General features: G+C 58.8%; 22 protein-coding genes and 1 pseudogene. 6 read left to right on the plus strand and 17 right to left on the minus strand.

Translation table 11 applies throughout. From position 1 onward, the window contains the following. Positions 1-273 precede the first annotated feature (273 nt). Positions 274-987: a UTRA domain-containing protein gene (locus tag RHM58_RS18170; RefSeq protein WP_201201950.1), complete on the plus strand. Its 714-nt coding sequence runs from the start codon at positions 274-276 to the stop codon at positions 985-987. A gap of 132 nt (positions 988-1,119) precedes the next feature. On the opposite strand, the gene RHM58_RS18175 is transcribed toward RHM58_RS18170, so the two are convergent. The 7 genes from RHM58_RS18175 to minC form a co-directional block, all read right to left on the minus strand. Then, positions 1,120-3,276: a mechanosensitive ion channel domain-containing protein gene (locus tag RHM58_RS18175; RefSeq protein ID WP_201255947.1), complete on the minus strand. Its 2,157-nt coding sequence runs from the start codon at positions 3,274-3,276 to the stop codon at positions 1,120-1,122. Between the two features lie 78 nt (positions 3,277-3,354). Further along, positions 3,355-3,531 carry a hypothetical protein gene (locus RHM58_RS18180; RefSeq protein ID WP_201201957.1) on the minus strand — a complete coding sequence of 59 codons (177 nt, stop codon included), beginning with the start codon at positions 3,529-3,531 and terminating at the stop codon, positions 3,355-3,357. Positions 3,532-3,689: 158 nt separating this feature from the next. Next, positions 3,690-4,979 (minus strand): M18 family aminopeptidase, encoded by a 1,290-nt coding sequence (locus RHM58_RS18185; protein ID WP_201201958.1) that lies wholly within the window; start codon positions 4,977-4,979, stop codon positions 3,690-3,692. Between the two features lie 261 nt (positions 4,980-5,240). Next, the gene (locus RHM58_RS18190) at positions 5,241-5,876 is read right to left on the minus strand and encodes an RluA family pseudouridine synthase (protein WP_201194812.1); all 636 of its coding nucleotides are present in this window, start codon (positions 5,874-5,876) and stop codon (positions 5,241-5,243) included. A 181-nt stretch (positions 5,877-6,057) separates the two neighbouring features. Next, positions 6,058-6,312: a cell division topological specificity factor MinE gene (gene minE / locus RHM58_RS18195; protein ID WP_007898843.1), complete on the minus strand. Its 255-nt coding sequence runs from the start codon at positions 6,310-6,312 to the stop codon at positions 6,058-6,060. Continuing rightward, positions 6,312-7,124, minus strand: coding sequence for a septum site-determining protein MinD (minD, locus tag RHM58_RS18200; protein WP_150631077.1), 813 nt, complete (start codon positions 7,122-7,124; stop codon positions 6,312-6,314). Before minD ends, minE begins: the two co-directional genes overlap by 1 nt. Positions 7,125-7,325: 201 nt before the next feature. Then, positions 7,326-8,063: a septum site-determining protein MinC gene (gene minC / locus RHM58_RS18205; RefSeq protein ID WP_322267826.1), complete on the minus strand. Its 738-nt coding sequence runs from the start codon at positions 8,061-8,063 to the stop codon at positions 7,326-7,328. Between the two features lie 118 nt (positions 8,064-8,181). On the opposite strand from minC, the gene RHM58_RS18210 reads away from it, so the two are divergent. The 4 genes from RHM58_RS18210 to RHM58_RS18225 all read left to right on the plus strand — a co-directional run bounded on the left by RHM58_RS18210 (position 8,182) and on the right by RHM58_RS18225 (position 13,212). Continuing rightward, positions 8,182-9,114 carry a lipid A biosynthesis lauroyl acyltransferase gene (locus RHM58_RS18210; protein WP_201201960.1) on the plus strand — a complete coding sequence of 311 codons (933 nt, stop codon included), beginning with the start codon at positions 8,182-8,184 and terminating at the stop codon, positions 9,112-9,114. A gap of 35 nt (positions 9,115-9,149) precedes the next feature. Continuing rightward, positions 9,150-10,340 carry a patatin-like phospholipase family protein gene (locus tag RHM58_RS18215; protein ID WP_201255946.1) on the plus strand — a complete coding sequence of 397 codons (1,191 nt, stop codon included), beginning with the start codon at positions 9,150-9,152 and terminating at the stop codon, positions 10,338-10,340. A gap of 293 nt (positions 10,341-10,633) precedes the next feature. Beyond that, entirely contained in the window at positions 10,634-12,847 is a 2,214-nt protein-coding gene (locus RHM58_RS18220) for an RHS repeat-associated core domain-containing protein (RefSeq protein WP_322267827.1), read from the plus strand. Continuing rightward, a complete protein-coding gene (locus RHM58_RS18225; protein WP_322267828.1) occupies positions 12,775-13,212 on the plus strand; it encodes a hypothetical protein in 438 nt (145 codons plus the stop codon). The genes RHM58_RS18220 and RHM58_RS18225 overlap by 73 nt, the downstream gene beginning before the upstream one ends. 81 nt (positions 13,213-13,293) lie before the next feature. Here the strand turns inward: RHM58_RS18225 and RHM58_RS18230 are convergent, their stop codons facing one another. The 7 genes and pseudogenes from RHM58_RS18230 to puuE all read right to left on the minus strand — a co-directional run bounded on the left by RHM58_RS18230 (position 13,294) and on the right by puuE (position 20,665). Then, positions 13,294-14,085 carry an outer membrane protein OmpK gene (locus RHM58_RS18230; protein ID WP_201201967.1) on the minus strand — a complete coding sequence of 264 codons (792 nt, stop codon included), beginning with the start codon at positions 14,083-14,085 and terminating at the stop codon, positions 13,294-13,296. A 496-nt stretch (positions 14,086-14,581) separates the two neighbouring features. Next, complete coding sequence (locus RHM58_RS18235; RefSeq protein ID WP_322267829.1) at positions 14,582-15,940, minus strand: nucleobase:cation symporter-2 family protein; 1,359 nt, start codon at positions 15,938-15,940, stop codon at positions 14,582-14,584. A 185-nt stretch (positions 15,941-16,125) separates the two neighbouring features. Then, positions 16,126-17,436 (minus strand): urate hydroxylase PuuD, encoded by a 1,311-nt coding sequence (locus RHM58_RS18240; protein ID WP_322267830.1) that lies wholly within the window; start codon positions 17,434-17,436, stop codon positions 16,126-16,128. Positions 17,437-17,486: 50 nt separating this feature from the next. After that, positions 17,487-17,990 (minus strand): ureidoglycolate lyase, encoded by a 504-nt coding sequence (locus tag RHM58_RS18245; protein ID WP_010456681.1) that lies wholly within the window; start codon positions 17,988-17,990, stop codon positions 17,487-17,489. Between the two features lie 151 nt (positions 17,991-18,141). After that, positions 18,142-19,138, minus strand: a pseudogene (gene alc, locus RHM58_RS18250) (allantoicase). An 88-nt stretch (positions 19,139-19,226) separates the two neighbouring features. Next, on the minus strand, positions 19,227-19,742 hold the full coding sequence (uraD, locus tag RHM58_RS18255) for a 2-oxo-4-hydroxy-4-carboxy-5-ureidoimidazoline decarboxylase (RefSeq protein WP_322267831.1): 516 nt from the start codon (positions 19,740-19,742) through the stop codon (positions 19,227-19,229). After that, positions 19,739-20,665 carry an allantoinase PuuE gene (puuE, locus tag RHM58_RS18260; RefSeq protein WP_163909161.1) on the minus strand — a complete coding sequence of 309 codons (927 nt, stop codon included), beginning with the start codon at positions 20,663-20,665 and terminating at the stop codon, positions 19,739-19,741. Before puuE ends, uraD begins: the two co-directional genes overlap by 4 nt. 407 nt (positions 20,666-21,072) lie before the next feature. On the opposite strand from puuE, the gene uraH reads away from it, so the two are divergent. Further along, positions 21,073-21,426 carry a hydroxyisourate hydrolase gene (uraH, locus tag RHM58_RS18265; RefSeq protein WP_010456673.1) on the plus strand — a complete coding sequence of 118 codons (354 nt, stop codon included), beginning with the start codon at positions 21,073-21,075 and terminating at the stop codon, positions 21,424-21,426. 183 nt (positions 21,427-21,609) lie between these two features. Here uraH and RHM58_RS18270 read toward each other — a convergent pair whose 3' ends face one another. From RHM58_RS18270 to RHM58_RS18280, 3 genes are all read right to left on the minus strand, one after another. Further along, a complete protein-coding gene (locus RHM58_RS18270) occupies positions 21,610-22,236 on the minus strand; it encodes a LysE family translocator (RefSeq protein ID WP_322267832.1) in 627 nt (208 codons plus the stop codon). Between the two features lie 64 nt (positions 22,237-22,300). Then, complete coding sequence (locus RHM58_RS18275; RefSeq protein WP_201201981.1) at positions 22,301-23,650, minus strand: NCS2 family permease; 1,350 nt, start codon at positions 23,648-23,650, stop codon at positions 22,301-22,303. A gap of 368 nt (positions 23,651-24,018) precedes the next feature. Beyond that, positions 24,019-24,474, minus strand: a complete 456-nt coding sequence (locus RHM58_RS18280; RefSeq protein ID WP_322267833.1) for a MarR family winged helix-turn-helix transcriptional regulator — start codon at positions 24,472-24,474, stop codon at positions 24,019-24,021. Between the last annotated feature and the right edge of the window lie 51 nt (positions 24,475-24,525).

Raw genomic sequence — 24,525 nt, forward strand, 5'->3', positions numbered from 1 at the left:
ATGACACTTTCATGTCGGTCGTCGCCCAGCAGGACTTTTATTTGCCCGGAATTGGCGGGTGCCCGGTAAGCGTAGACCATGGGCAAAGGCCCGCTACGCAAGGGACTTGGCCGATGTATTGCAGGGTTTGAAAAGAATTTAAAGATGACCGTTGGGCAGCTGTCATCTCTCAGTCATCTGCACTGCCTAGGCTTGCAGAACGTTCGATAAGCGGGTTTTGCCGCGCGGTTCTGCCCCGAAACAGTGCTGGTCTAGTCCAGATAGGTAACGTTGATGCGTGATGAGGCAACAAAAGCAGTGACAGCCATTGGCCAGGTCCTTCAGGAGCAGCTCGACCACGGCTTGCTGGCGGCTGGCAGCAAGCTGCCGGCCGAGCGCAAGCTCAGTGAGTTGTTCGGGACCACACGGATTACCGTGCGTGAGGCGTTGTTACAGTTGGAAGCGCAGGGCCAGATTTATCGCGAGGAGCGCCGCGGCTGGTTCGTCTCGCCGCCGCGCCTGGCCTACAACTTGATGCAGCGCAGCCACTTTCACGCGATGGTCAGTGCCCAGGGGCGAGTGCCGTCCACCGAGGTGATTTCAGCGCGTTTGCAGCCGGCGTCGGCGGCGGTGTGTGCCTGGTTGCAGTTGCCGGCGTTGTCGAGCGTGATTCAGATTTGCCGTGCGCGGCGCATCGACGGGCGTCTGGTGTTGTATGTGGAGCACTATTTGAATCCACAGTTTTTCCCGGGGATTCTCGAGTTTGATTTGAATCAGTCGATTACCGAGCTGTACGCGCGGCACTACGATTTGCACTACGGGCGGGTGCGGTTCGAGATCGTGCCGACGTCGTTGTCGGTGGATGCGGCGGCGGCGCTAAGGGTGTCGGTGGGGAGTCCGGGGTTGCGGATTGCCCGGGTCAATTATGATCAGCATGAGCGGCTGATCGACTGTGATCTGGAGTTTTGGCGCCATGATGCGATTCATGTGGGTGTCGATGTGGTTTGACTGACCCTGTTATCTGCGCGGCCGTGGCGACCCCTTCGCGAGCAAGCCCGCTCCCACAGGGGACTGCATTCCAACTGTGGGAGCGGGCTTGCTCGCGAAGACAGTCTGACCGCCAACCCGAATTTGTGACTGTTATTCCTTTTGTGGGCCACCGCCGGCCGTGACCACCTGCACACTCATCCGCGGCGTCGCCAGGTCCAGCCCGGCCTCATCCAGATGCCGCTTGAGCGACAAGTTAAACGCCCGTGAAACTTCCCACTGCTTGATCGGCGCCGTCTTGAACCGGGCGCGAAGAATCGCACTGCCGGACTCGAAGCTTTCCACACCCTGAATCTCCAGCGGCGACCAGATGTTGCGTCGTTGCAGCGGATCGGTGCGCATCTTCTGCCCGACTTCGCGCATCAGTTTGATCGCGTCGTCGATTTCCATGTTGTAGGGCACCGCCACCCGGAAGATCGCGTAGCCGAATTCCCGGGAGTAGTTCTTGATGCTTTTGATTTCGCTGAACGGGATCGTGTGCACGATGCCGTCGATGTCCCGCAGACGCACGGTACGGATGGTCAGGCCTTCGACGGTGCCGAGGTGGCCGCCGACATCCACGTAGTCGTCGATGGCCAGCGAGTCTTCAATGATGATGAACAGCCCGGTGATCAAGTCCGCGACCAGCGATTGCGCACCAAAACCAATCGCCAGGCCGATCACACCGGCACCGGCCAGCAGTGGCGTGACGTTCATGCCCATGTTCGCCAGCGCGACGATCAGCGCAATGATGAAGATCGCCACGAACAGCACGTTGCGGATCAGCGGCATCATGGTCTGCGCCCGGGCATTGGCCAGGCCTTTGCGCGAACGGGTGAGGGCATGATGCACCGCGGTGTCGCTGAGGATCCAGATCAGCCAGGCGAAAATCAGCGTAAAGGCGAGGCTGAACAGTTTGACGCTGACGTCATGGCCTTCGCCTTCGGTGAAGGCAATCAGTGACATGCCCCAGACTCGCAGGCCGAGTTCGATAAACACCAGCCACACAAACAGATGGGCGAGGGTGTAGCAGAAGCTTTTCAGTCGCTCGGAATACAGTGCGTGACGCTTGATGGTCCGTTGCGGTTTGAGCGAGTGCCGGCGTACCAGCCCGTTGATGACCATGCACAACACCAGCAGCACGGTGCAGATCAGCGACTGGCGCAACGCGGTGCTGGTGTCGCCCGCCGAAATGAACGTGGCAAACAGCGAAATGCACACCAGCACCAGCGCCGGCACATACCAGAAGGTGCCGAGGATATCGATGGTGTCGCTCAGGGCGCGGCGGGTCAGGCGGCGGGACAGTGGCTGGTTGCGGATCAGGTGAGCGATGGGCCGGCGGAAGCGCAGGATGAACAGCCCGGTGGACAGCGCCGCCAGTACGTTGGCGATGGTGGCGGCAGTGTGTGCCAGGTGCACACCAAGACTGGCGACCAGGCGCGGGTCGTTCAGGGCTTCGCCAAACGCGGCGAAACTGCCGATCAGCCACAACGGCCGGAAAGCCTGATGACGCAGGATGTACAAGGCGCGATGGCGGTGCGGGCCGTCGAGCACGGAGAAGGCAATCACGCAGATCGCCGAAAAACAGGTGCCGACCACCAACGCGTACGCCAGCACCATCGCCAGGCTTTTGCCCAATGACGAAGGCAGTGCGTAAGTCATATAAACCGTCATCACCAAGGCAATCAGCCACGGCCCGAGTTTGCGCAAGGCAAAGCGCAACATGTCGAGGGCCTTGGGGTGTTGCGGCAGTTCTTCGGTCAGGCCGAAGCGCATGCGCACCCGATGGCCAAGCCAGATCAGGGCGGCGGCCAGCAGGCTCCAGACCATCAGGATCATGGCGAAGGCAAAGATGATCGGCAGCCACTCATTGGCCGGCATCATCAGGGCCGACAGTTCATCCTTGGCCAGACCGAACTCTTCAGACCAGCGGGTGAGTGGGCTGTCGGCACCGGAAAATTGCTTTTCGAAACTGCTCAGGGTACCGCCGATCAGTCCGAGAACACCGACCTCGGTGGCCGGCTGGGCCTGTTTGGTGACGTCGCGCAGTTTCTTCAGGTCTGCCAGCAGTTTGGTCCGCTGCTGATCGTTTTCCAGGGACTTGATTACTTCGTCCAGGGATTGCCCCAGCGGTTCCTGGGCTTCGGGCTGGGTTTTCGCCGAGTTGCTGAGCAGCCCCGGCAAACTGACCGCTTGGGCAGGCGCCATCGGCAGCAGCGTCATCAGGCAGATTAGGAGGAAACACGGAAGGGCGAAAAGACGAGCGAACACTAGGCGGTCAACCTTAGGAAGAGCGGATCGGCCGAGTGTACGAGCCCGTCAAAATCAATGCGAGCCAGGCGCACGGATTTATTCGTTGAGCTTGGCGAGGATCTTGTAGACCACGGTGGCGAGGATCACCAGCATGCCGACCCACATGGCGAAGACGCCGGCGTTCTTGTCACGAAAGTTAAAGCCGATTGCCAGCATGATCATCCCGGCGAGAATGGGGATGAGCATGGCGTGGAACGAAGACATCGAAATCATGGGTGACTGCCTTGTCGTGGGGGATATTTAAAGTTTAGGTCGATTTCGAATCGTAGGAGCTGCCGAAGGCTGCGATCTTTTGATTTTGCTTTTTAAAGGCAAGATCAAAGGATCGCAGCCTCGTTTCCCTCGACAGCTCCTACCAGCTCCTACAGGGGCTATGGAAGCTCGTGGCAGGCGTAGAACGCGCTCAGCACTTTGACCAGGTGAGCCAGGTCGTGGCTGCCGCACAGTTCACGGATCGAGTGCATGGCGAAGGTCGGCAGGCCGATGTCCACGGTGCGCACGCCCAAATGACTGGCGGTGATCGGGCCGATGGTCGAGCCACAGCCCATGTCGCTACGCACCACGAAGCTCTGCACTGGCACTTCTTCGGCCATGCACAGATGGCGGAAGAACCCGGCGGTTTCGCTGTTGGTGGCGTAACGCTGGTTGCTGTTGACCTTGATCACCGGGCCGGCGTTGAGTTTCGGGCCGTGGTTGGCGTCGTGTTTCTCGGCGTAGTTGGGGTGAACGCCGTGGGCGTTGTCAGCCGAGACCAGCAGGGATTTCTGAATGGTGCGTACGAATTCATCACCTTCGGGCAGCACGCGACGCAAAGTCTGCTCCAGCATCGGGCCGTCAGCGCCGCAGGCCGAGCAGGAACCGACTTCTTCGTGGTCGTTGGCCACAAACACGCAGGTTTCGTCGGTTTCGGTGGTCAGCAACGCTTGCAGGCCGGCGTAGCACGACAGCAGGTTGTCCAGGCGTGCGCCGGCGATGAAGTCGCCATGCAGGCCAATGACCGCCGCACTTTGGGTGTCGTAGAAGCTCAGCTCGTAGTCGAGCACCACGTCGGCGTTGAGGCCGTGTTCGCGGGCGAGTTGGTCGGTGAGCACGGCGCGGAAGTCCACGCGCTCGTCACCGGCAAATTGCGCGAGGATTGGCGGCAGCTCGGTCTGGGCGTTGATTGCCCAACCCATGTTGGCTTCACGGTTGAGGTGAATGGCCAGGTTCGGGATGGTGGCAATCGGTGCCTTGAAGTCGATCAACTGGCTCTCGACCTTGCCGTCACGGCGGAAGGTCACGCGGCCGGCCAGGGACAAATCACGGTCAAACCACGGTGCCAACAGCGCGCCGCCATAGACTTCGACGCCCAGTTGCCAGAAACCCTGGCGTTGCAGCTCGGGTTGCGGCTTGACCCGCAGGCACGGGCTGTCGGTGTGAGCGCCGACCAGGCGGATGCCGCCGTGCAGCGGAGAATGGCGGCCCATCTTGAAGGCGACGATCGAGGAGTCATTACGGGTGACGTAGTAACGACCGTTGTTTTCGATGGTCCAGGGCTCACGCTCGTCAAGACGCGAAAAACCCGCCGCTTCCAGACGCTGAACGAGGCTGGCAGTGGCATGAAACGGGGTAGGGGAGGCCTTGAGGAAGTCGATCAGGCCTTGGTTCAACTCTTCGCGCATAAGAAACTCCAGACAGCAATGGGCGGGAGTTTAACGTATTGAAAGCGCAAAGTGCGGGGCGGGCACCGCACTTGTGCTGTGGGAAGTTTAGTGTGGCGAGGGAGCTTGCTCCCGCTCGGCTGCGTAGCAGTCGTAAAACCTGCACGCGCGGTGTGCCAGACAGAATGACATTGCTGGTTTTGGGGAGCGCTTCGCGCTCCAGCGGGAGCAAGCTCCCTCGCCACAAAAGCCCCTTCACCACAATAAACCATTCATTGCCCGTCAGAACGGTGCAGGGCACTCAAAGCGCAAACGCTCACCGCTTTGCGGGTGGGTGAAGCTGAGCATGCTGGCGTGCAGGCACAAGCGTGGCCAGGCAGCCAGGGCTTGTTCGTGAGCGTAGAGCCCGTCACCCAGCAGCGGATGACCGATGGACAGCATGTGCACGCGCAACTGATGGGAGCGGCCGGTGATCGGCGTCAGTTCGACGCGGCACCAATCGCCGCAACGCTCCAACACACGCCAGAAGGTCAGGGCATTCTTGCCGAACTCGTGATCCACCACATGCCGAGGCTTGGTCGGCGGGTCGTAGCGCAGGGGCAAGTCGATGCTGCCGCTGTCCAGTTCCGGCTGACCCCAGCACAGGGCGGTGTAGGCCTTTTCGGTTTCACGGTCGTGAAATTGCCGAGACAATTCGCGATGGGTGTCCGGGTCACGGGCCAGCAGGATGATGCCCGAGGTTTCCCAGTCCAGCCGATGGACGATTCGCGCTTCCGGGTAGCCGTTTTCTTGCAGACGGGTAATCAGACAGTCCTTGTTGTCATCGGCCCGGCCAGGGACAGAGAGCAACAGGGTCGGTTTGTTCACCACCAGAACGGCATCGTCTTGATGGATGATGTGAACGTTGGACAACGGCATTAAAACAGCCTCGTAACAAACGCCAACGGCGGCTCAGAACCCTCGATGTCCAATGTAGGAGCTGCCGAAGGCTGCGATCTTTTGATTTTGCTTTTTAAAACAAGATCAAAAGATCGCAGCCTTCGGCAGCTCCTACAAAGGCCCGAAGGGATCTGAGCCGCCGTGGCTCCTGTCTGACCGACTAGCGGTCAGGCAGGGTGATATTGAGTTCCAGAATCGAGCAGCTACCCTGGTTTTCCAGGGCGACGTGCACGTCATCGGACCCGATATTGACGTACTTGCGGATCACCTCCACCAGTTCCTTCTGCAAGGCTGGCAGGTAGTCCGGCGTACTGCGCTGGCCGCGTTCATGCGCCACGATGATCTGTAGACGCTCTTTCGCTACCGACGCGGTGCTGACCTTTTTGCTGGCACGAAAGAAGTCAAAAAGATTCATTATCTACCTCCAAACAGGCGCTCGAAGAAGCCCTTCTTCGTAACATCGAGGAAACGATGCTCCACGGTTTTGCCCAGCAGACGATCGACCGCATCGCTGTACGCCTGACCGGCGTCGCTCTGGTCGTCGAGAATCACGGGCACGCCCGAGTTGGAAGCCTTCAGTACTGCTTGGGACTCCGGAATGACGCCCAGCAGGGTCACGGCCAGAATCTCTTTAACGTCTTCGACGCCAAGCATTTCGCCGTCGCTGACGCGTTGCGGGTTGTAGCGGGTCAGCAGCAGGTGTTCCTTGATCGGCTCTTCGCCGTTCTCGGCGCGGCGCGATTTGCTGGCCAGCAGGCCCAGCATGCGGTCCGAGTCACGTACCGAGGACACTTCCGGGTTGGTCACGACAATCGCTTCATCAGCGAAGTACATGGCCAGGTGAGCACCTTTCTCGATGCCGGCCGGGGAGTCGCAGACCACGAATTCGAAGTCTTCTTTCAACGCCATCAGGACTTTTTCCACGCCTTCGACAGTCAGCGCGTCTTTATCGCGGGTCTGACTGGCGGCCAGTACGTAGAGGTTTTCCAGGCGTTTGTCTTTGATCAGGGCTTGCTGCAGGTTGGCTTCGCCGTTGACCACGTTGACGAAGTCATACACCACGCGACGCTCGCAACCCATGATCAGGTCGAGGTTACGCAAACCGACGTCGAAGTCGACGATAACTGTTTTGTGACCGCGCAGAGCGAGGCCGGTACCGATAGCGGCGCTGGTGGTGGTCTTACCCACACCACCCTTGCCGGATGTAACCACGAGAATCTTGGCCAAGGTGTTTCACCCCTAAGGAAAAAGGACATTTAGCCCCTGAAAAACATCTCTTGAAAAACTACTGCAGTCGGACAGCCTTGGCTGGAATCCGGTCCTGAGCGGCGCGTACCTGCGGTAAACACTGCTTTTGGCCTTTTTCCTACTTCGTTTGAGCCGTTTTCGCTACGTTTTAGAGATGCTTGGAAAATGCGGCAGTATCCGTTAAAGCCGAATGATGTTCAACACGTCGCCCGACAGGCTGACTTGTACGCCCGAGCCCCACAACGGATCGCGACGCAGGTCCTCGGAGACCTTGTAATGGCCCGCGATGGAGAGTAGTTCAGCGCTCATTTGCTGACAGAAAATTCGCGCTTTCGAGTCGCCCTTGACCCCGGCGAGTGCTCGACCGCGCATCGGGCCGTATACATGGATGTTCCCATCGGCGAGAAGTTCCGCCCCCGGGCTGACCGACGAAACGACGACCAAATCGCCACCCTGGGCATATATCTGTTGGCCACCACGTACTGGCGAAGTGATTACCTTCGTCGGTTTGATGGTCGGCTCAGGTGGTTTTTCCGGTTTTTTTACGACGACGCCTTCGTGTGGGTCCAGCGCACGCTCACGGGCGCCGGACGGCGGCAGCACTGGCAGGTCGACGGCAATGGCGGCGGCGATGTCTTCGATACGGCTGGCACGGATCGCGAGGGTGCGCAGGCCGTGCTGACGGCAGACGCGCATCAGCCCCGGCAAATCGACGGCGCCTTCACTGGCCGGGAGTTTGTCCAGGGCCAGCACCAGCGGCGCGTTGCTGAAGAAATTCGGCGCCTGGGCGACCTTGGCGGCCAGTTGCCGATCGAGCATCTCGAGGTCGTTGCGGGCCAGTTCCAGCACCGTAATGGCGAGCATGCTGCCCTTCAACTGGAACACGGGATCTTGGTCTAGCGGTTCGGTTTGGCTCATGGTCGGCATACAACGGCTTGTCACTAAAAGTGCCGAGACTTATAACGAGAACGCCCGCAGGCCGCAAGCCGGGTCGAACGATGTAGAATGCGCGGCCATTGTCTTTCCGGAACCTTTAATGGATCGCCCGCGTTTTCGTACAGCATTTCTTTCTCCTCGTTTCTGGCCATTGTGGTGCGGGCTGGGGCTGTTGTGGCTGATTGTTCAGTTGCCGTATCCGGCGTTGCTGTCAGTCGGTCGCGCCTTGGGTGCATTGATGTACCGAGTGGCCGGCGACCGACGGCGCATCGCCAAGCGCAATCTTGAACTGTGTTTCCCGGAAAAAACCGCTGTCGAGCGCAAGCGCCTGCTCAAGGAAAACTTCGCCTCGACCGGCATCGCCTTCTTCGAAATGGCCATGAGTTGGTGGTGGTCGCGTCAGCGGCTGGCCAAACTGGCCCATGTCGAAGGCCTGGAGCATTTGAAAAAAGCCCAGCGCGACGGCAAGGGTGTGATTCTGATGGCCCTGCATTTCACCACCCTGGAAATCGGTGCGGCGCTGCTCGGTCAGCAACATACGATCGACGGCATGTACCGCGAACACAAAAACCCATTGTTCGACTTCATCCAGCGCCGGGGCCGCGAGCGGCACAACCTCGATTCGCTGGCGGTGGAGCGCGACGACGTGCGCGGCATGCTCAAACTGCTTCGGGCCGGCCGGGCGATCTGGTACGCACCGGATCAGGACTACGGCGCCAAGCAAAGTATCTTCGTGCCGTTGTTCGGCATTCAGGCCGCGACCGTTACTGCTACCAGCAAGTTTGCACGGCTGGGCAAGGCGTTGGTGGTGCCGTTTACCCAGGAACGCCTGGCGGACGGCAGCGGTTATCGGTTGGTGATTCATGCGCCGCTCGATAACTTCCCTGGCGAAACTGACGAGGCGGATTGCATTCGTATCAACCAGTGGGTCGAAGGCGCCTTGCGCGATTGCCCGCAGCAATACCTCTGGGCTCATCGCCGCTTCAAGAGCCGCCCACCAGGCGAGCCGAAACTGTACGCAAAACGCGGTTGAATCACCGATCCCTTTAGGCACCATGGAGTGTTGCGATGCGCCCAGCTGAACCGGTTACAGGATTGATTCTTTCCGGCGGCGGGGCTCGAGCGGCCTATCAGGTAGGGGTGCTGGCAGCGATTGCCGAGTTGCTGCCGCCCGGCGCGGACAATCCGTTTCCGGTGATCGTCGGCACGTCTGCCGGGGCGATCAACGCGGTCAGCCTGGCCAGCGGCGCGATGGACTTCCGCAGCGCTATCGAGCGTCTGACGGCCTTCTGGCAGGGTTTCCGCAGTCATCTGGTGTTGCGCAGCGACTGGCCGGGCGTGATTCACCAGGCCAGCCGGTTTGTCAGCCACAGCTTGCTCGGCATCGGCAGCCAGGTGCCGGTGGCGCTGCTCAACAGTTCACCGCTGCGGGGTTTGCTCAACGACAAACTGTCGATGGACGGCATTGCGCAAGCCATCGAGCAAAAGCAATTGCAGGCCGTGGCGGTGACCGCGTTCGGTTACGAGTCCGGTCAGGCGGTGACCTTCTATCAGGGCGGCGGCACCATCAATGCCTGGCTGCGCCATCGGCGGATTGGCGTGCCGACTCAATTGACCGTCGATCACTTGCTGGCCAGCTCGGCGATTCCGCTGCTGTTCGCCCCGGTGAAAATCGGCGAGGAGTTCTTCGGTGATGGCGCAGTGCGTCAGTCGGCGCCGATCAGCCCGGCCTTGCACCTGGGCGCCAGCAGAGTGCTGGTGGTGGGTGTCAGCGGCAACCCGCGCGGGATCGACCCTGAACAGCCGCTGGAGCGCGCCTACACCGGTCAGCAGCCAACGTTGGCGCAGATCGGCGGGCACCTGCTCAACAGCACGTTCATTGACAGCCTGGAAAGCGACATCGAGTTGTTGGAGCGTTTGAACCAGTTCAGTCACCTGATGCCCGATGGCACGCCGATTCGAACCTTGGGCGTGGCGCCGGTGGAAGTGCTGGTGATTTCGCCGAGTCAGCCAATCGATGAAATTGCCGCGCGTCATCGCCAGGAATTGCCGGCCGCGTTGCGCCTGTTTTTGCGCGGGCCGGGGGCGACCAAGACCAGTGGGGCAGGGGTGTTGAGCTATCTGCTGTTCGAGGCGGGGTATTGCAGCGAATTGATTGACCTCGGGCGGCGGGATGCGTTGGCCAAGCGGGATGAGTTGTGTCGGTTTCTTGGGTTGGCGGAGCCGGTGGTTGCGGCTACTGTCAGTTCTGACAGGTAGACGCTAATAGTCATTTGCGCCAGAGTGAATCCCTCGACAGAGGGGCATGACATGAGAGCGGAGCCGTGGATTGACACGCACACACCGACCCTTTCTGCGATGGATCCCCGTGGCCTGGCAATTCGAAACATCGCCTACTGCCGCCATCCGCTGAATCCCTCCATCGAAGCCCGCATCAGCCGCAACGGCTTCGATGCCCGCCGATTATTGGTCGCTTCGTGGGATCCGCGCCTTTGGGGGTGGCGCCGACACCGAACCTCGCCACCCTCTATGGCTTGAATGGGCAACCTCTAATGAAGGACAGCGTTGATGCCGGTTGGCAACTGAGCCTGTCGAATCAGGCTGGCTCGGTACTCGAATTCCGGGACAGCCGCGGTAGCCAGCGTCGTACCGAATACGATGCGCTGCAGCGGCCGATCACCGTGACGGAGCAATTGGCCAATGAGTCGCCGCAAGTAACTGAGCGCCTGGACTATGGCGCGGTCGACGAAGACCGCGCGCTGCGTAACCAGTGTGGCCGGTTGGTCCGTCACGATCATCCGGCAGGCTCTCGTCAGGTCATTCAATATGGCTTGAATGGCGAGGCTTTGTCAGAGCAAACGCATTTTCTGCTCAGTCTGGAATCACCTGACTGGCCTCTCGAAATAATGGCTCGCAAAGAGTTGCTTGAAGAGACGGGCTTCGAGACCAATCTACGGTGCGGTCCCACAGGTGAGATGCTCGGCCAGATCGATGCCATGGAGAATCAGCGTCTGTTCGCTTACACGCGCGCCGGGGAGTTAAAAAGCACGCAATTGAAGTTGGCAGGCGCTGATGGATCCCCTGAGTTATTGGTCGACGAGATTCACTACGATGCGTCTGGCAATGTGGTTGGCGAGCGCATGGGTAATGATGTACGAACCACAGCGAGCTATGCCGCTGAGGATGGGCGCCTGCTGCAACTGATGTCTCGCGATGCCCGGGGCCAGGCTCTTCAGGTACTGGACTATGCCTACGATCCCGTTGGTAACGTTCGCAGTGTTCAAGACCATGCTCAATTGACGCGGCACTTCAACGGGCAACGGATCGAACCGATCAATCGTTTCCGCTATGACAGCCTCTACCAACTGATCGAAGCCACCGGCCGGGAGGTCAGCCAGCCCAGTCACGGCCCGGCCTTGCCCACCTGGAAAACATTGCCACTGGATCCCAACCAACTGCGCAACTACACCCAGAGGTTTGACTACGACGCCGCCGGCAATTTAATACGCCGTCAACATGGCGGCGCTGAAACTTTCGAAATGTTCACTTCGGACAACAGCAACCGTAGCGTCGCCGATAACGAGGACTTGGTTGACGGTTTCGATGCTAACGGTAATCAGCAGACGTTATTGCGCGGCCAGCCGATGGACTGGGATGTTCGCAATCAATTGAGTCGGGTCGCGATGGTCAGTCGAGAAAACGGGCCTGACGATAGTGAATGTTATTTTTATGCCAGCGCTGGGCAGCGCGCGCGCAAAACGCGCCTTACCCACACGGCCCGCCGCACGCTGTTGGCCGATGTTCGTTACTTGCCGGGCGTGGAGCTTCATTGCAATGCGGCCACTGGTGAAGAGTGGCATGTCATCTGCGTATTAGCGGGACGCAGCCAGGTGTGTGCGTTGCATTGGGTCACGAGACTGCCTAAAGGCCTGCAAAACAATCAACTTCGCTACAGCCTCAATGATCATCTTGGGTCAAGCACCGTGGAGTTGGATAAAGAGGGCCAATTGCTCAGTCGAGAGGGTTATTACCCCTATGGCGGCACCGCTTGGTGGGTGGGGCACGGTGACTCAGCGGGCGGGTACAAAACCATCCGTTATTCAGGCAAGGAAAGAGATGCCTCAGGGCTTTATTACTTTGGGTGGCGCTACTACGCACCATGGTTGCAGCGGTGGCTGAGTGCTGATCCGGCGGGTGATGTGAATGGTCTGAATTTGTTCGTGTTTTGCGGTAATAACCCGGTTAGTTACGCGGACCGGCAAGGACTGATGTGGGGAGATATTTCTTTTTCAGAAGCAATGCTGGATTTGAGATACGGAGTTATCAATTACTTGCATATGTTGCGGGGCCCGGACGCCGACGAGGTCAACGATCTAGTCACTTCCGGGTTCAGAACGGCGCTGGCGAGTTTGACCACGGTAACTGAAATGCTCAAACCTTCCGATACGTCGGATCCCGATATGAATGTTGTCAGGCACTACGCCAAAAACTCGTTCGGACCTGGATTCGATTCGGGGGCATTGCTTGAGAGGCTTGGTTTGTTGAAGGAGATGATGGAATTTTATGTCGAGCACCCCTCGCATATTGCGTTGGTCAAACGTTCGGACATCCAGACCGTCATGGGCAATGCGCGTGGGCAGGAAAAAAGCTGTATGCCGGCGTGCGCATTGTTCCAAATGATGAGTTCGATCGATTGGTCATTTCTGAGAAGGAACTTTTTAGCCCTGACACGCTGGATATTGCCTTTGTTCACGCGATGGCCATAAAAGACGGTGCACATGAAGTCGTACCTTTTGACAGGGGCTATCCAATGATAGGCGCTGGTACGTTGGCTTATGGCGACGATTTGCTAAGTGGTCGTTTCGATGCTGAGTTGGTTTCTCGCGCCGCAAAGACACTATCCAGTGCAGACTTGAAAAAATATTTTGGCACCACGGACCTGAGAGAAATGGAACTTAACTTGAAGCTGGATTCTGATGTGCGCACGCGATTTATGATGGATGACGCAGGGGTAATCACTTCTTTCGTTACGACGGTTTCCCGTGCACTACAACCACCGGCGCCACCTTCGTATCCCCATGCATTGAGAGCGCGCGCCTCCGCGTCCTATCGTTCACCCAAGGCTGCGTAATAGATGGCTTTTCAACCGTGTCGACCTGCTTGCCTATTCCTCGGGCTGGAATCAGCAAGCAGGCCGCTATAACGGTTTTGATCAGAAGTGGAACTTCACCAGCAAGCTCGTCACGTTCTGATTGGTGGTGAACGAATTGGTGTCATCAATCCCGTACTTGTTCTTCCAGTAGTCGTACTCGACACCGACGTACAACTGCTTCGCGCCGAAATTCAGCGCTTTGCCCAAGTCGTATTTGACCTGCGGGTTGAAGTGCAGGTTAGCGTGGTAATCGCCACGGGCGTTTTTATCGTTGTCGACCACCCAGTCCATGTAGCCATCGATCAGGACGCTCGAATCGCCAACCGGGATGGTATAGGACCAGACTGGTGTGATCTGCCAGACATTGTTGCCCGGACGATCACCATCAGGATGGCGCTGGTAGAAGTTCAGCTGGAAGTAGTCGAAGCCGGGGATCGCCAGGTCGAAACCCGGGCCGATCAGGTAGGACTCGACGTCGCCTTCACCAAACTCGTAAGTCATGGCCAGCAGCACGTCTTTGATCGGGCCGAACTCGATCTTTTTGTCCAGGACCTTGCCCAGCGAAATACGCGGGCTGAACTCGCCATAAGTGGAGTTCGGACCCGAGTTGGCGTCGTCCTTGCCGTTGTAGAAGATCTTGTCGACGAACAGGAAGTTATCCCCGTATTTCCAGGCGTCGGCGTGCTCAAAGGTGACGGTTTGCTGAATGGACGGGTTGACCTTGAAGCCCTTGCCGTAGAGGTAGGTCAGGCTGTTGTTCTGCCAAAGCAGCAGGTCGCCATTGTCAGCCATTGCCTGGCCCCCGGCCAACAAGGATCCCGCGAGCATCAGGCTGGTGCACGTGCGTTTCATTCGGTTGCTCCCAAAAAGTAGGTGGTTCCACGTTTTTTTCTTAGGTCGGCGCTCTGGTGTGGCGCCTTTTGTTGCAGCTGTAAAAACTCATCCAATCGGTCAGCTTTAGTGCTCTTAGCAAGAGCTGAGCCAAGGCTTTCAAAAAGCAAAAAACTCCCGCTCGGCTGTTCGAAAACAGTCGATTACGAGAGATTTTTGGATGCCTTGATACCGTCCAGAGCCGGGATAAGTTGGCTTTCTGGTCAGGAATTAAATCCGGGCTTTTTTTAGACCAGATTCGGGCGGCCGCGGAGAATACTGACTCCTTGGCCAGGTCTCAAGTGCCCCGCAACAGCGCACCGACGACAGGTTTGGGGCACGGTTGTTGGCGGTGGGCCTGGCGTCGTTGAACGACAGGCTTGAGTCGGTAAAAACCATCTGATGCTTCCTCTTGTTTTTATTGTTGAGGCGCAGGCAGTTGCTGGTTGCCACAGGGCAGCCATTTCACAGGTTTTGATCAGTGCGTGTGGGCGTGGCAGTCGTTGATGGCCGCGCGTTCTCTACCACCGAGAATGTTGAACAGCAGGTTCAACGACAGGGCGCTCAGCGTGGCCATGGCGATGCCGCTGTGGGTGATCGGGCTCATCCACAGTGGCAGGTGCGCGAAGAACTCCGGACGGACCACCGGGATCAGGCCCATGCCGATGCTCACTGCCACCAGCAGCTGGTTGCGGCGGTCACCGATGTTGGCTTCTTGCAGGATCTTGATGCCCGTGGCCGCAACCATGCCGAACATCGCAATGGCCGCGCCGCCCAGTACCGCCGGCGGAATCGACGCCACCAGGAACGCCGCTTTCGGCAGCAGGCTCAACACCACCAGCAAACCGCCGGCGACGATGGTCACCGAGCGGCAACGCACGCCGGTCATCTGCACCAGGCCGATGTTCTGGGCGAAGGAGGAATGGGTGAAAGTGTTGAAGAAACCGGCGAAAAACGAGGCGCCGGCATCACACAGCAAGCCGCGACGCAGCATCCGTGGGCAGACTTCCTGACCGGTGATCTTGCCCAGGGCGAGGAACATCCCGGTGGACTCGACGAAGATAATCACCACCACCAGGCACATCGACAGGATCGGTGCGAGTTCAAATTTCGGCATGCCGAAGTGCAGCGGCGTGACGATCTGCACCCATGGCGCTTGAGCCATGCCGCTGAGATCGACCATGCCGATCACGCCACAGAGCGCGTAGCCCAGGCACATGCCGATCAGCACGGAAATGTTGACCCAGAAACCGCGCATAAAGCGGTGGATCAATAGAATGGTCGCCAGCACCAGCGCGGCGATGGCCAGGTAAATCGGTGAACCGAATTGAGTCGCGCCAGCACCGCCGCCGGCCCAGTTCACGGCCACGGGGAACAGCGACAAACCGATCGAGGTGATGACGGTGCCGGTCACCAGCGGCGGGAAGAAGCGTACGACTTTGGACATGAACGGCGCGATGATCATGCCGAAGAATCCGGCGGCGATGGTCGCGCCGAAGATCCCTTGCAGGCCGATACCGGGCATGCCGGCCATGGCGACCATGCTGCCGACGGCCGCGAAACTGGCGCCCATCATCACCGGCATGCGGATGCCCATCGGGCCGATCCCAAGCGATTGCACAACGGTGGCAATGCCGGCGACCAGCAGGTCGGCGTTGATCAAAAAGGCGATTTCTTCACGACTCAGGCCCGCGGCCTGTCCGATGATCAGCGGTACCGCGATGGCGCCGCCGTACATCAGCAGTACGTGTTGCAGACCGACCAGGATCAGTTGCAAAAGAGGCAAACGCTGAATCGCGGGTGCGTCGGGGATGCGCGCTTCGGATAGCTCGGACATGCAACACCTCGGATCTTTTTTATTCTTGTGATTTTTTTCAGGCGAATCTGTGGCGAGGGAGCTTGCTCCCGCTGGGGCGCGAAGCGGCCCCGCTTTTCTCCAATAAGAAAGGGGACTGCTGCGCAGTCCAGCGGGAGCAAGCTCCCTCGCCACAAAAGCCCGCTTGTCACAGGCTTTTGTGTTGCTTAGTTGACTTGAGCTCCCTGATTGATCCAGGCACCAATCAGGTCACGTTCCTGCTGGGTCATCTGTGTGATGTTGCCCAGTGGCATGATCTGGCTGGCGACGGCTTGCGCCTGAATCCGCGGGGCCAATTGCTGGATTTGTTGCGGGGTATCGAACATCACGCCGGCCGGTGCTGCACTGAACAGCGGGCTGGTCGGTTTGGCCGAATGGCACACGGCGCAGCGTTCCTGAATCACGCTGTGCACTTTGTCGAACGCCGGGCCCTGGCTCGACGCTTGCGCCGGTGAGGCGGCAGGCGCGGCAGGTGCTGCCGGCTTGGCCGCTTCAGGTTTGGCACCACCACCGAGGGCAGTTTCCGGCAACGGTTGGTACTCAATGGCGGCAGGGGCCTTCGCGACTTCAGGCGCAGTAGGCATCGGCGACGGGCCAGTCACGTAAGCCAGGCTGATCATGCCGACGGCTGCAACCGGCAGGGTCCAGGCAAACTTGTGGCTGTTGTGACGGGTGTTGAAGTAGTGACGCACCAACACCGCCAGCACCGCGATCCCGGCCAGGATCAGCCAGTTGTATTGGCTGCCGTAGGTGCTCGGAAAGTGGTTGCTGATCATGATGAACAGCACGGGCAAGGTGAAGTAGTTGTTGTGACGCGAACGCAGCAAACCTTTGGCCGGCAGCGCCGGATCGGGTGTGCGGTTCTCGGCAATCGCCGCGACCAACGCACGTTGCGCCGGCATGATGATGCGGAACACGTTACCGACCATGATGGTGCCGATGATCGCGCCAACGTGCAGGTACGCACCACGACCGCTGAACACTTTGCTGAAGCCGTAGGCCGCGCCGATGATCAGCACGAACAAAATTCCGCCGAGCAGGGCAGGGCGTTTGCCCAGGGCCGAGTCGCAGAGGAAGGAGTAGATGAACCAGCCGATGAACAGCGAGCCGATACCGATGGCCACGCCTTCAGGACCGCTCAGGCTGCTGCCCGGAGCCAGCAAGTACAGCGTCGGGTTGGAGTAGAACACCACGCACAGCAGCGCGATCCCCGACATCCAGGTGAAGTAGGCTTCCCATTTGAACCAGTGCAGGTTGTCCGGCATGGTCGGTGGAGCCAATTTGTATTTTTCCAGGTGATAGATACCGCCGCCGTGGATCGCCCACAGATCGCCCGCCAGACCGCTTTTCGGGTTGACCCGATTGAGGTTGTTTTCCAGCCAGACGAAATAGAACGACGCACCGATCCAGGCCACGCCAGTAATCATGTGAACCCAGCGCACGCTAAGGTTCAGCCATTCCAACAGATGTGCTTCCACAGTCTTTACCTCTCGCCCGTCACTTTGTTGTCAAGTGATCGAACCTTCTCTTATTGGTGGGGGGCAAGGATCAAACGCTCATCCTCTTTGAAAAAATGCTCATCGCAGTTATTGCCTGTGCCACTGCGATCAACCACCAGGAAGTCATCCCGCTTTTCGATCGTCAGCACCGGATGGTGCCAAACGCCGCGATGGTAATTAATGCCCTGCCTGCCGTTGGTGACGAAGGCGCGGACCAAGCCTGATACAGGTTCATCGCCAAGTGGCGCGACCACGATCAGAAAGGGGTTGCCGAGCAGCGGGATGAAAGCCTGGCTGCCCAGCGGGTGACGCTCCAGCATGCTGACGGTCAGCGGCATGTCCTGCGCGTCGGCGCGGAAGATGCTGATGATCGCGTTATCCTCTGGCGTGGCGGTTTGCACCGTCGCCAGTTTATGGAAGCGCATGGTCGAACCGTTGTTGATCATGAAGTGATCGCTACCGTCGGTTTCAATCACGTCACCGAAAGGGGCGAAGGCTTCTTTGGTCAGCGGTTCAATCGTCAATGTGCGCATGCTGGTCTTCTTACCTTGAATTCTGTGTTGTTTATTGTGGCGAGGGAGCTTGCTCCCGTTGGACTGCGTAGCAGTCCCCTTACTTCCTGGAGAAAAGCGGGGCCGCTTCGCAGCCCAGCGGGAGCAAGCTCCCTCGCCACAGGTTCAGCGCTTATTTAGCGACCTTGCCCAGTACGCGCAGGCGGCTCACACCACCATCCGGGAACACGTTCAGGCGGATGTGGGTGATCGGGCCCAGCGCCTTGATCTGCTCGGCGAGAGCGGTGTTCAGCGTGCATTTCCAGTTTCTGCGCTGGCAGCAGTTCGCGCCAGAACAACGATTGGGTTTCGATCTGGCTGTCAGTGCCGCCCTTCACAAAAGCGCCCTGGATCGAGCACGTGTCCGGGTAGTTGCCCTTGAAGTGCAGGGTGTCGACGATGACTTTCTCGACTTCACCGGCATGACCCAGCGCGACGATCACCCAGTCATTGCCTGGCGTGCGACGACGTGCGGTTTCCCAGCCGTCGCCCATGTTGATGCCACGGCCCGGGTTGAGGATGTTGCTCATGCGGCCGAAGTGTTCATCGGAGCAGGCGAGGGCGCGGCCACCGTTGAGGGCTGCGGCCAGGTCGATCTGCTCGTTGTCGCCAACGGCCGACCAGTCGCGGTGCGGAACGCCGTACACACGCAGACGCGCTACGCCACCATCCGGGTAGATGTTGAAGCGCAGGTGGCTGAATGCCCGGTCGTTGTTGATTTCGTGGAAGTGATGGCTGTTGCCTTGCAGCTCGACAGCCGACAGCACTTCAACCCACTGGGTGTTTTCAGTCGGTTCGCCTTCTGCCAGGAAGCAGGCTTCCAGGGAGGCCGACGGCGGGAAGTTGCCGGTGAAGAATGAAGTATCGATGTCCACGCCTTTGATCGAACCTGGTACGCCCAGGCGGATCACGGCACTGTCATAGCCTTCGAAGCGCTTGCGGCGCGATTCCCAGCCGTCCATCCACTTGCCATTGTCATCGAACACGCCTTCTTTCCACACAGCCGGGGTCGGCTGGAACAGGCGGTTGGCATCAGCGAACCAGTCATCGGTGACCGAGATGATTTTGGTGCCCAGACGGGCATCGGCCAGGTTGACGAACTTCTCGAAAGGTACGGCGTAAGCTTTCATTCTTCTTGTCTGCCTTTAATAAGTTGGCTTGGGATGCTTGCAGGGTCCTGGGTGTATTTCGCGTTTTTAAACACTCGGGCCAAGCTTGCTAGAGAGTCAGTAATCGGAACAACGCTATCTTGTTGATCTCCGCCAGCGCGCATTTGAATTCGGTGTCTGCCGAGTTGTGAATGCGCGTTTCGAACGCCGCGAGGATCTGATGCCGGTTGCTGCCTTTTACCGCCATGATGAAGGGAAACTTGAACTTGGCCTTGTAGGCGTCATTCAGCTCGGTGAAGCGTTGAAACTCATCGCTCGAGCATTGGTGAATACCGGCGCCAGCCTGTTCATTAGTGCTGGCTTCGGTCAGTTCGCCCTGGACGGCAGCTTTGCCGGCCAGGTCGGGGTGAGCGACGACCAGCTCAAGCTGGCTTTGGTGATCAGCGCTCAACAAAATGTCGCTCATGCGCTGGTGCAGGGTTTCGATCTCGTCGATCGCAGCGTCCTGGCCCAGGTCGAAAGCCTTTTCGGCCACCCATGGCGAATGTTCGTAGATGTCGGCAAAGGCGGCGACAAACGCATCGCGGCTCAGGGTCGACGGTTTCAGTGTCTGGAAGGTGCTCATTTGGCAGCCCCTTGGTACGGGTGGGTTTCGTGCCAGTGGCGAGCGATGTCGACGCGACGGCTGAACCACACCTGTTCATGACTTTTAGCGTATTCGATAAAACGCTTGAGCGAGGCCAGACGCGCCGGACGGCCGATCAGTCGGCAGTGCAGGCCGATCGACAGCATCTTCGGTGCTTCGGCGCCTTCAGCGTAAAGCACATCGAATGCATCTTTGAGGTACTCGAAGAAATCGTCGCCCTTGTTGAAACCCTGGACCTGGGTGAAACGCATGTCGTTGGTGTCCAGCGTGTACGGGATCACCAAGTGCGGCTTGCCGGTCGGGTTGTTCGGTTCCCAGTAGGGCAGGTCGTCGTCGTAGGTGTCGCAGTCGTAGAGGAAACCGCCTTCTTCCATCACCAGCCGACGGGTGTTCGGGCCGGTGCGGCCGGTGTACCAGCCCAGTGGGCGTTCGCCTGTGAGTTCGGTGAGGATGCGGATCGCTTCGAGCATGTGCTCGCGTTCCTGCGCTTCGTCCATGTACTGATAGTCGATCCAGCGATAGCCGTGGCTGCAGATTTCGTGGCCGGCATCGACCATCGCGCGGATCACGTCCGGGTGACGCTGGGCGGCCATCGCTACGGCGAAGATGGTCAGCGGAATGTCGAATTCCTTGAACAGCTTCAGCACCCGCCAGACACCCGCGCGGCTGCCATACTCGTAAAGGGATTCCATGCTCATGTTGCGCGCGCCTTGCAGCGGCTGCGCCGAGACCATTTCCGAGAGGAAGGCTTCGGACTCTTTGTCGCCGTGCAGGATATTGCGCTCGCCACCTTCCTCGTAATTGAGTACGAAGGACAAGGCGATGCGGGCATTGCCCGGCCAGTGTGGGTGCGGAGGGTTACTGCCGTAACCGACCAGGTCGCGTGGGTAGTCAGCGCTCACTGCAGTCTTCCTTCTTATTCGTGGTAGCAATTTGTGTGGCAGCCTGGCGTGGCGTCACAGCGATGGGCTGATTGTATACAACTTTATATTCACTTTGTAAGCCTGATTTTTTGCATTTTTCATTAACTGTCATGAATGGATGCTACTGCAAGAAACCTGCCTGACTGGTCAGCTAATGAATAGGAGGTTCGCTGACTGCATGGTTCGCGGGTAAATCCGCTGCAAATTCGCGGATGGCGGGGGAGGGCGTAAAAATGTCGTTTTTATTGTGTACAATTTTTTTGAAAAGTGTCTTAATCAGTCGCTCGCCGCAGCTTTTCGTGCTCCGAAACGGTGCGGTCTCCTTTTCAACTGACTTCGGGAGGCGCGAGGTCTGACTGCTCTACGCAGCCAGGCGCGCAGAATCAATGGGACGTTTGACTACACACGTTTTGGACGCTGCACACGGTTGCCCGGGCAGCTCGATCAAGGTCGAGTTGTACCGCGTTGAAGGCTCGCAGCTGGAATTGGTCGCCAGCGCGATTACCAACAGCGACGGCCGTGTCGATGCACCGCTGCTGCAAGGCGATGACTACCGTTCCGGGGTCTATCAGGTTCAGTTTCATGCGGGCGATTACTACCGCGCCCGTGGCGTTCAGCTGCCGGAACCCGCGTTCCTGGACGTAGTCGTGCTGCGGTTCGGCATCTCTGCTGAACAGGATCACTACCACGTGCCACTGCTGATTTCGCCCTACAGCTATTCGACCTACAGAGGAAGCTAGACTCCCCCAAGAATCTGCGCAAAAAGCTTCTTTGGTCTTTCGCCCGCTCACACTGCGGGCTTTTTTTGCCTTCAGGAAAGTGGTGTTGCTAAGGACGCCTTCGCGAGCAAGCTCGCTCCCACACTGATCTGTGTCGTTCACAAATCCCCTGTGGGAGCGAGCTTGCTCGCGATGCTTTTGCTCTTAGCGGCTCAACAACGACGCGGCGCCCGCGCCACCGAACAACGCGGCACTAATCCGGTTAAACCAACTCTGGCCCTTGCCACTGCGCAGATACCGCGCCGCGCCATGGGCACCCAGCCCATACGCCAACTTGCACAGCAGATCCAACACCGTCCAGGTTGCAATCATCACCAGCAATTGCGGCAGGAACGGCTGTTCAGCGCTCAAGAACTGCGGCAGGAAAGCGGCGAAAAACAGGATGTCTTTTGGATTACTTGCGCCCAACACAAACGCGCGTCCGAACAGTGCGCGAAAGCGTGGCACAGGTGCGGCCTGGGGCACTTCGGCGCCGTGGGACGGTTGACGCGATTGTTGCCAGCTCTTCCAGGCGAGGTAAAACAGGTACAGCGCGCCAACGATCTTCAGCGCGCTGAACAGCTGTTCCGACGCCAGCAGCAGGGCGCCCAGACCCAGCGCCGACGCACTGAGCAGACAAATCGAGGCAATCACCCCGCCGAGAAACGCCGGGTACGAACGGCGCAACCCGTAGTTCAGGCTGTTGCTGATCATCAGCAAAGACAATGGCCCCGGGATCAGGATTACCACCAGCGCGGCGCCGCTGAACAGCAGCCAGGTTTCCAGACTCATCACTTTCCTCCTAATGTGCAAAAGCCCCACCCGACGGGGTGAGGCTGTTTGAAACTATGACGGCTTACAAGAAAATGAACTTGGCGATGAAGATCGCGCAGAGCACCCACAAGCTGGCGGAAATTTCCTTGTACTTACCGGTACCAGCCTTCAGCACCACGTAAGTGATAAAGCCCAGTGCGATGCCGTCGGCGACCGAGAAGGTCAGCGGCATCATGATCGCGGTAACGATGGCCGGGATGCTGTCGGTCGCTTCATCCCAGTTGATGTGAGCCATACCGCTCATCATCAGCATCGCCACATAAATCAGCGCACCCGCCGTTGCATAAGCCGGAATCATGCCAGCCAGCGGTGCGAAGAACATCGCGGCAATAAATAGCACACCTACGGTCACTGCGGTAAGACCAGTCCGACCACCAGCGGCTACACCCGCGGCACTTTCTACATAGCTTGTTACTGGAGGGACGCCGACCATCGCCCCGAATACGCTGGAGGCGCTGTCAGCTTTCATGGCGCGAGAGAGGTTTTCGATCCGGCCATCAGCGTTGACCAGGCCGGCGCGCTGGGCGACGCCCATCAAGGTACCGGCGGTGTCGAACATGTGCACGAAGAGGAACGCCAGCACCACGCTGATCATGCTGACGTTGAACACGCCGGCGATGTTCATGGCCATCCAGGTCGGTGCCAGGCTCGGCGGGGCGGACATGATTCCGCCGTAATGCACCAGGCCCAGGCCCCAACCGGCGAGGGTCACGGTGATGATGCTGATGAGGATCGCGCCGAAGACTTTGTGGTAGCTGAGCACGGCAATCATCAGGAAGCAGATGGCCGCCAGCAGCGGGCCAGGCTCGCGCAGGGAGCCGAGTTTGATCAGGGTGGCCGGGCTGGCGACGATGATGCCGGCGGTTTTCAGGCCGATGATCCCTAGAAACAGTCCGACCCCGGCGCCCATGGCGTAGCGCAGGCTGACCGGAATGCTGTTGAGCAGCCATTCGCGAATCTTGGAAAACGTCAGAATCATGAACAACACACCGGAGACAAACACCGCGCCGAGGGCGGTTTCCCAGTTGTAGCCCATGGTGCCGACCACGGTGTAGGTGAAGAATGCGTTCAGGCCCATGCCCGGTGCCAGGCCGACCGGCCAGTTGGCGTACAGGCCCATCAACAGGCAACCCAGTGCCGCAGCGATGCAGGTGGCAACGAACGCCGCGCCGTGGTTGATGCCAGCGTCAGCCATGATGTTCGGGTTGACGAAGATGATGTAGGCCATCGTGATGAAGGTTGTCAGACCGGCAATCAGCTCGGTCTTCACCGTGGTGCCATGCAAGCTGAGTTTGAAGATGCGCTCCAGCCAGCCATTACGTAACGGCGGCGAGAGATCCAGCGACGAAGCTTCGGATTTGCGGCTTTCCACAGCGAGTACTCCTCAAGAGTTTTATTTTTATTTCCAGGGCCGGACCCATGAGGGTGGCAGCGGCCCTTTGAGGCACTTGCGAATTTGTTGACCGCTTGGTCAGGAACTCGCACGAAGTGGATTATGCTTTTGTATACAAATAAAGCAAATAATGTTTTCGGTTTTGTCGGCGAAATTATTGGAAGGCGGGATATATGGAAATGAAATGTGATGTCCAGTGAGCTTTTGTGGCGAGGGAGCTTGCTCCCGCTGGGGCGCGCAGCGGCCCCGAAATCAGGCGCCTGGAGCTTTCAGGCTTAACGCAATCATCATTGCCTACGACTGCTGCGCAGCCGAACGGGACGTTTCGACAAGCTCCCTCGCCACAGTCAGGCGTCTGACCGGTCAACCCGGGTCACTTCTCCCAACGCCAGATTCACCGCCAACCACCCATTCACCGCCGTCTCCCCAGCCTCGGCAAATACCCGCTCCAGCAACGTCACCTGCTCACGCCGCAGCGATTGCTCAAACCGCGCGCCATCGTCAGTCAATTCGAGCAGCCGTTTTCGCTTGTCAGTCTCGGACGCCACGCTGTCCACCAAATGCATCTCCACCAACTGACGCAGTGGAATGTTCAACGCCTGTTTGGTCACGCCGAGCAATGCCAGCAACTCCTTCACACTCAGGTTCGGGTAACGGGCGATGAAAAACACGATGCGCTGATGCACCCGGCTCAAGCCGCGACGCTCAAGCATCTCGTCAGCCTTGGCCGTGAAAGCCTGGTAGCCGAAGAAAAACGCTTCCATCGCTTGTTGCTGGGTCGTGGGGTTTTTAAGGTCAAGCATGTTGACGTATCCGCTCAAGCTATCGTAATTTCGGTCAACCAGTTTGACTCA

The sequence above is a fragment of the Pseudomonas sp. 10S4 genome, from assembly GCF_034344865.1.
Classification (GTDB): domain Bacteria; phylum Pseudomonadota; class Gammaproteobacteria; order Pseudomonadales; family Pseudomonadaceae; genus Aquipseudomonas.

Bases quoted from the DNA above. Each gene is read 5' to 3' on its own strand.
- RHM58_RS18230 (WP_201201967.1), bottom strand. From the start codon at position 14,085: ATGAAACGCACGTGCACCAGCCTGATGCTCGCGGGATCCTTGTTGGCC.
- minC (WP_322267826.1), bottom strand. From the start codon at position 8,063: ATGAGCCAAACCGAACCGCTAGACCAAGATCCCGTGTTCCAGTTGAAG.
- RHM58_RS18180 (WP_201201957.1), bottom strand. From the start codon at position 3,531: ATGATTTCGATGTCTTCGTTCCACGCCATGCTCATCCCCATTCTCGCC.
- RHM58_RS18210 (WP_201201960.1), top strand. From the start codon at position 8,182: ATGGATCGCCCGCGTTTTCGTACAGCATTTCTTTCTCCTCGTTTCTGG.
- RHM58_RS18215 (WP_201255946.1), top strand. From the start codon at position 9,150: ATGCGCCCAGCTGAACCGGTTACAGGATTGATTCTTTCCGGCGGCGGG.
- RHM58_RS18280 (WP_322267833.1), bottom strand. From the start codon at position 24,474: ATGCTTGACCTTAAAAACCCCACGACCCAGCAACAAGCGATGGAAGCG.
- RHM58_RS18235 (WP_322267829.1), bottom strand. From the start codon at position 15,940: ATGTCCGAGCTATCCGAAGCGCGCATCCCCGACGCACCCGCGATTCAG.
- RHM58_RS18190 (WP_201194812.1), bottom strand. From the start codon at position 5,876: ATGCCGTTGTCCAACGTTCACATCATCCATCAAGACGATGCCGTTCTG.
- minE (WP_007898843.1), bottom strand. From the start codon at position 6,312: ATGAATCTTTTTGACTTCTTTCGTGCCAGCAAAAAGGTCAGCACCGCG.
- RHM58_RS18185 (WP_201201958.1), bottom strand. From the start codon at position 4,979: ATGCGCGAAGAGTTGAACCAAGGCCTGATCGACTTCCTCAAGGCCTCC.
- RHM58_RS18270 (WP_322267832.1), bottom strand. From the start codon at position 22,236: ATGAGTCTGGAAACCTGGCTGCTGTTCAGCGGCGCCGCGCTGGTGGTA.
- uraD (WP_322267831.1), bottom strand. From the start codon at position 19,742: ATGAGCACCTTCCAGACACTGAAACCGTCGACCCTGAGCCGCGATGCG.
- RHM58_RS18220 (WP_322267827.1), top strand. From the start codon at position 10,634: ATGAAGGACAGCGTTGATGCCGGTTGGCAACTGAGCCTGTCGAATCAG.
- RHM58_RS18245 (WP_010456681.1), bottom strand. From the start codon at position 17,990: ATGCGCACATTGACGATTGAACCGCTGACCAAAGAAGCCTTCGCCCCT.
- uraH (WP_010456673.1), top strand. From the start codon at position 21,073: ATGGGACGTTTGACTACACACGTTTTGGACGCTGCACACGGTTGCCCG.
- RHM58_RS18170 (WP_201201950.1), top strand. From the start codon at position 274: ATGCGTGATGAGGCAACAAAAGCAGTGACAGCCATTGGCCAGGTCCTT.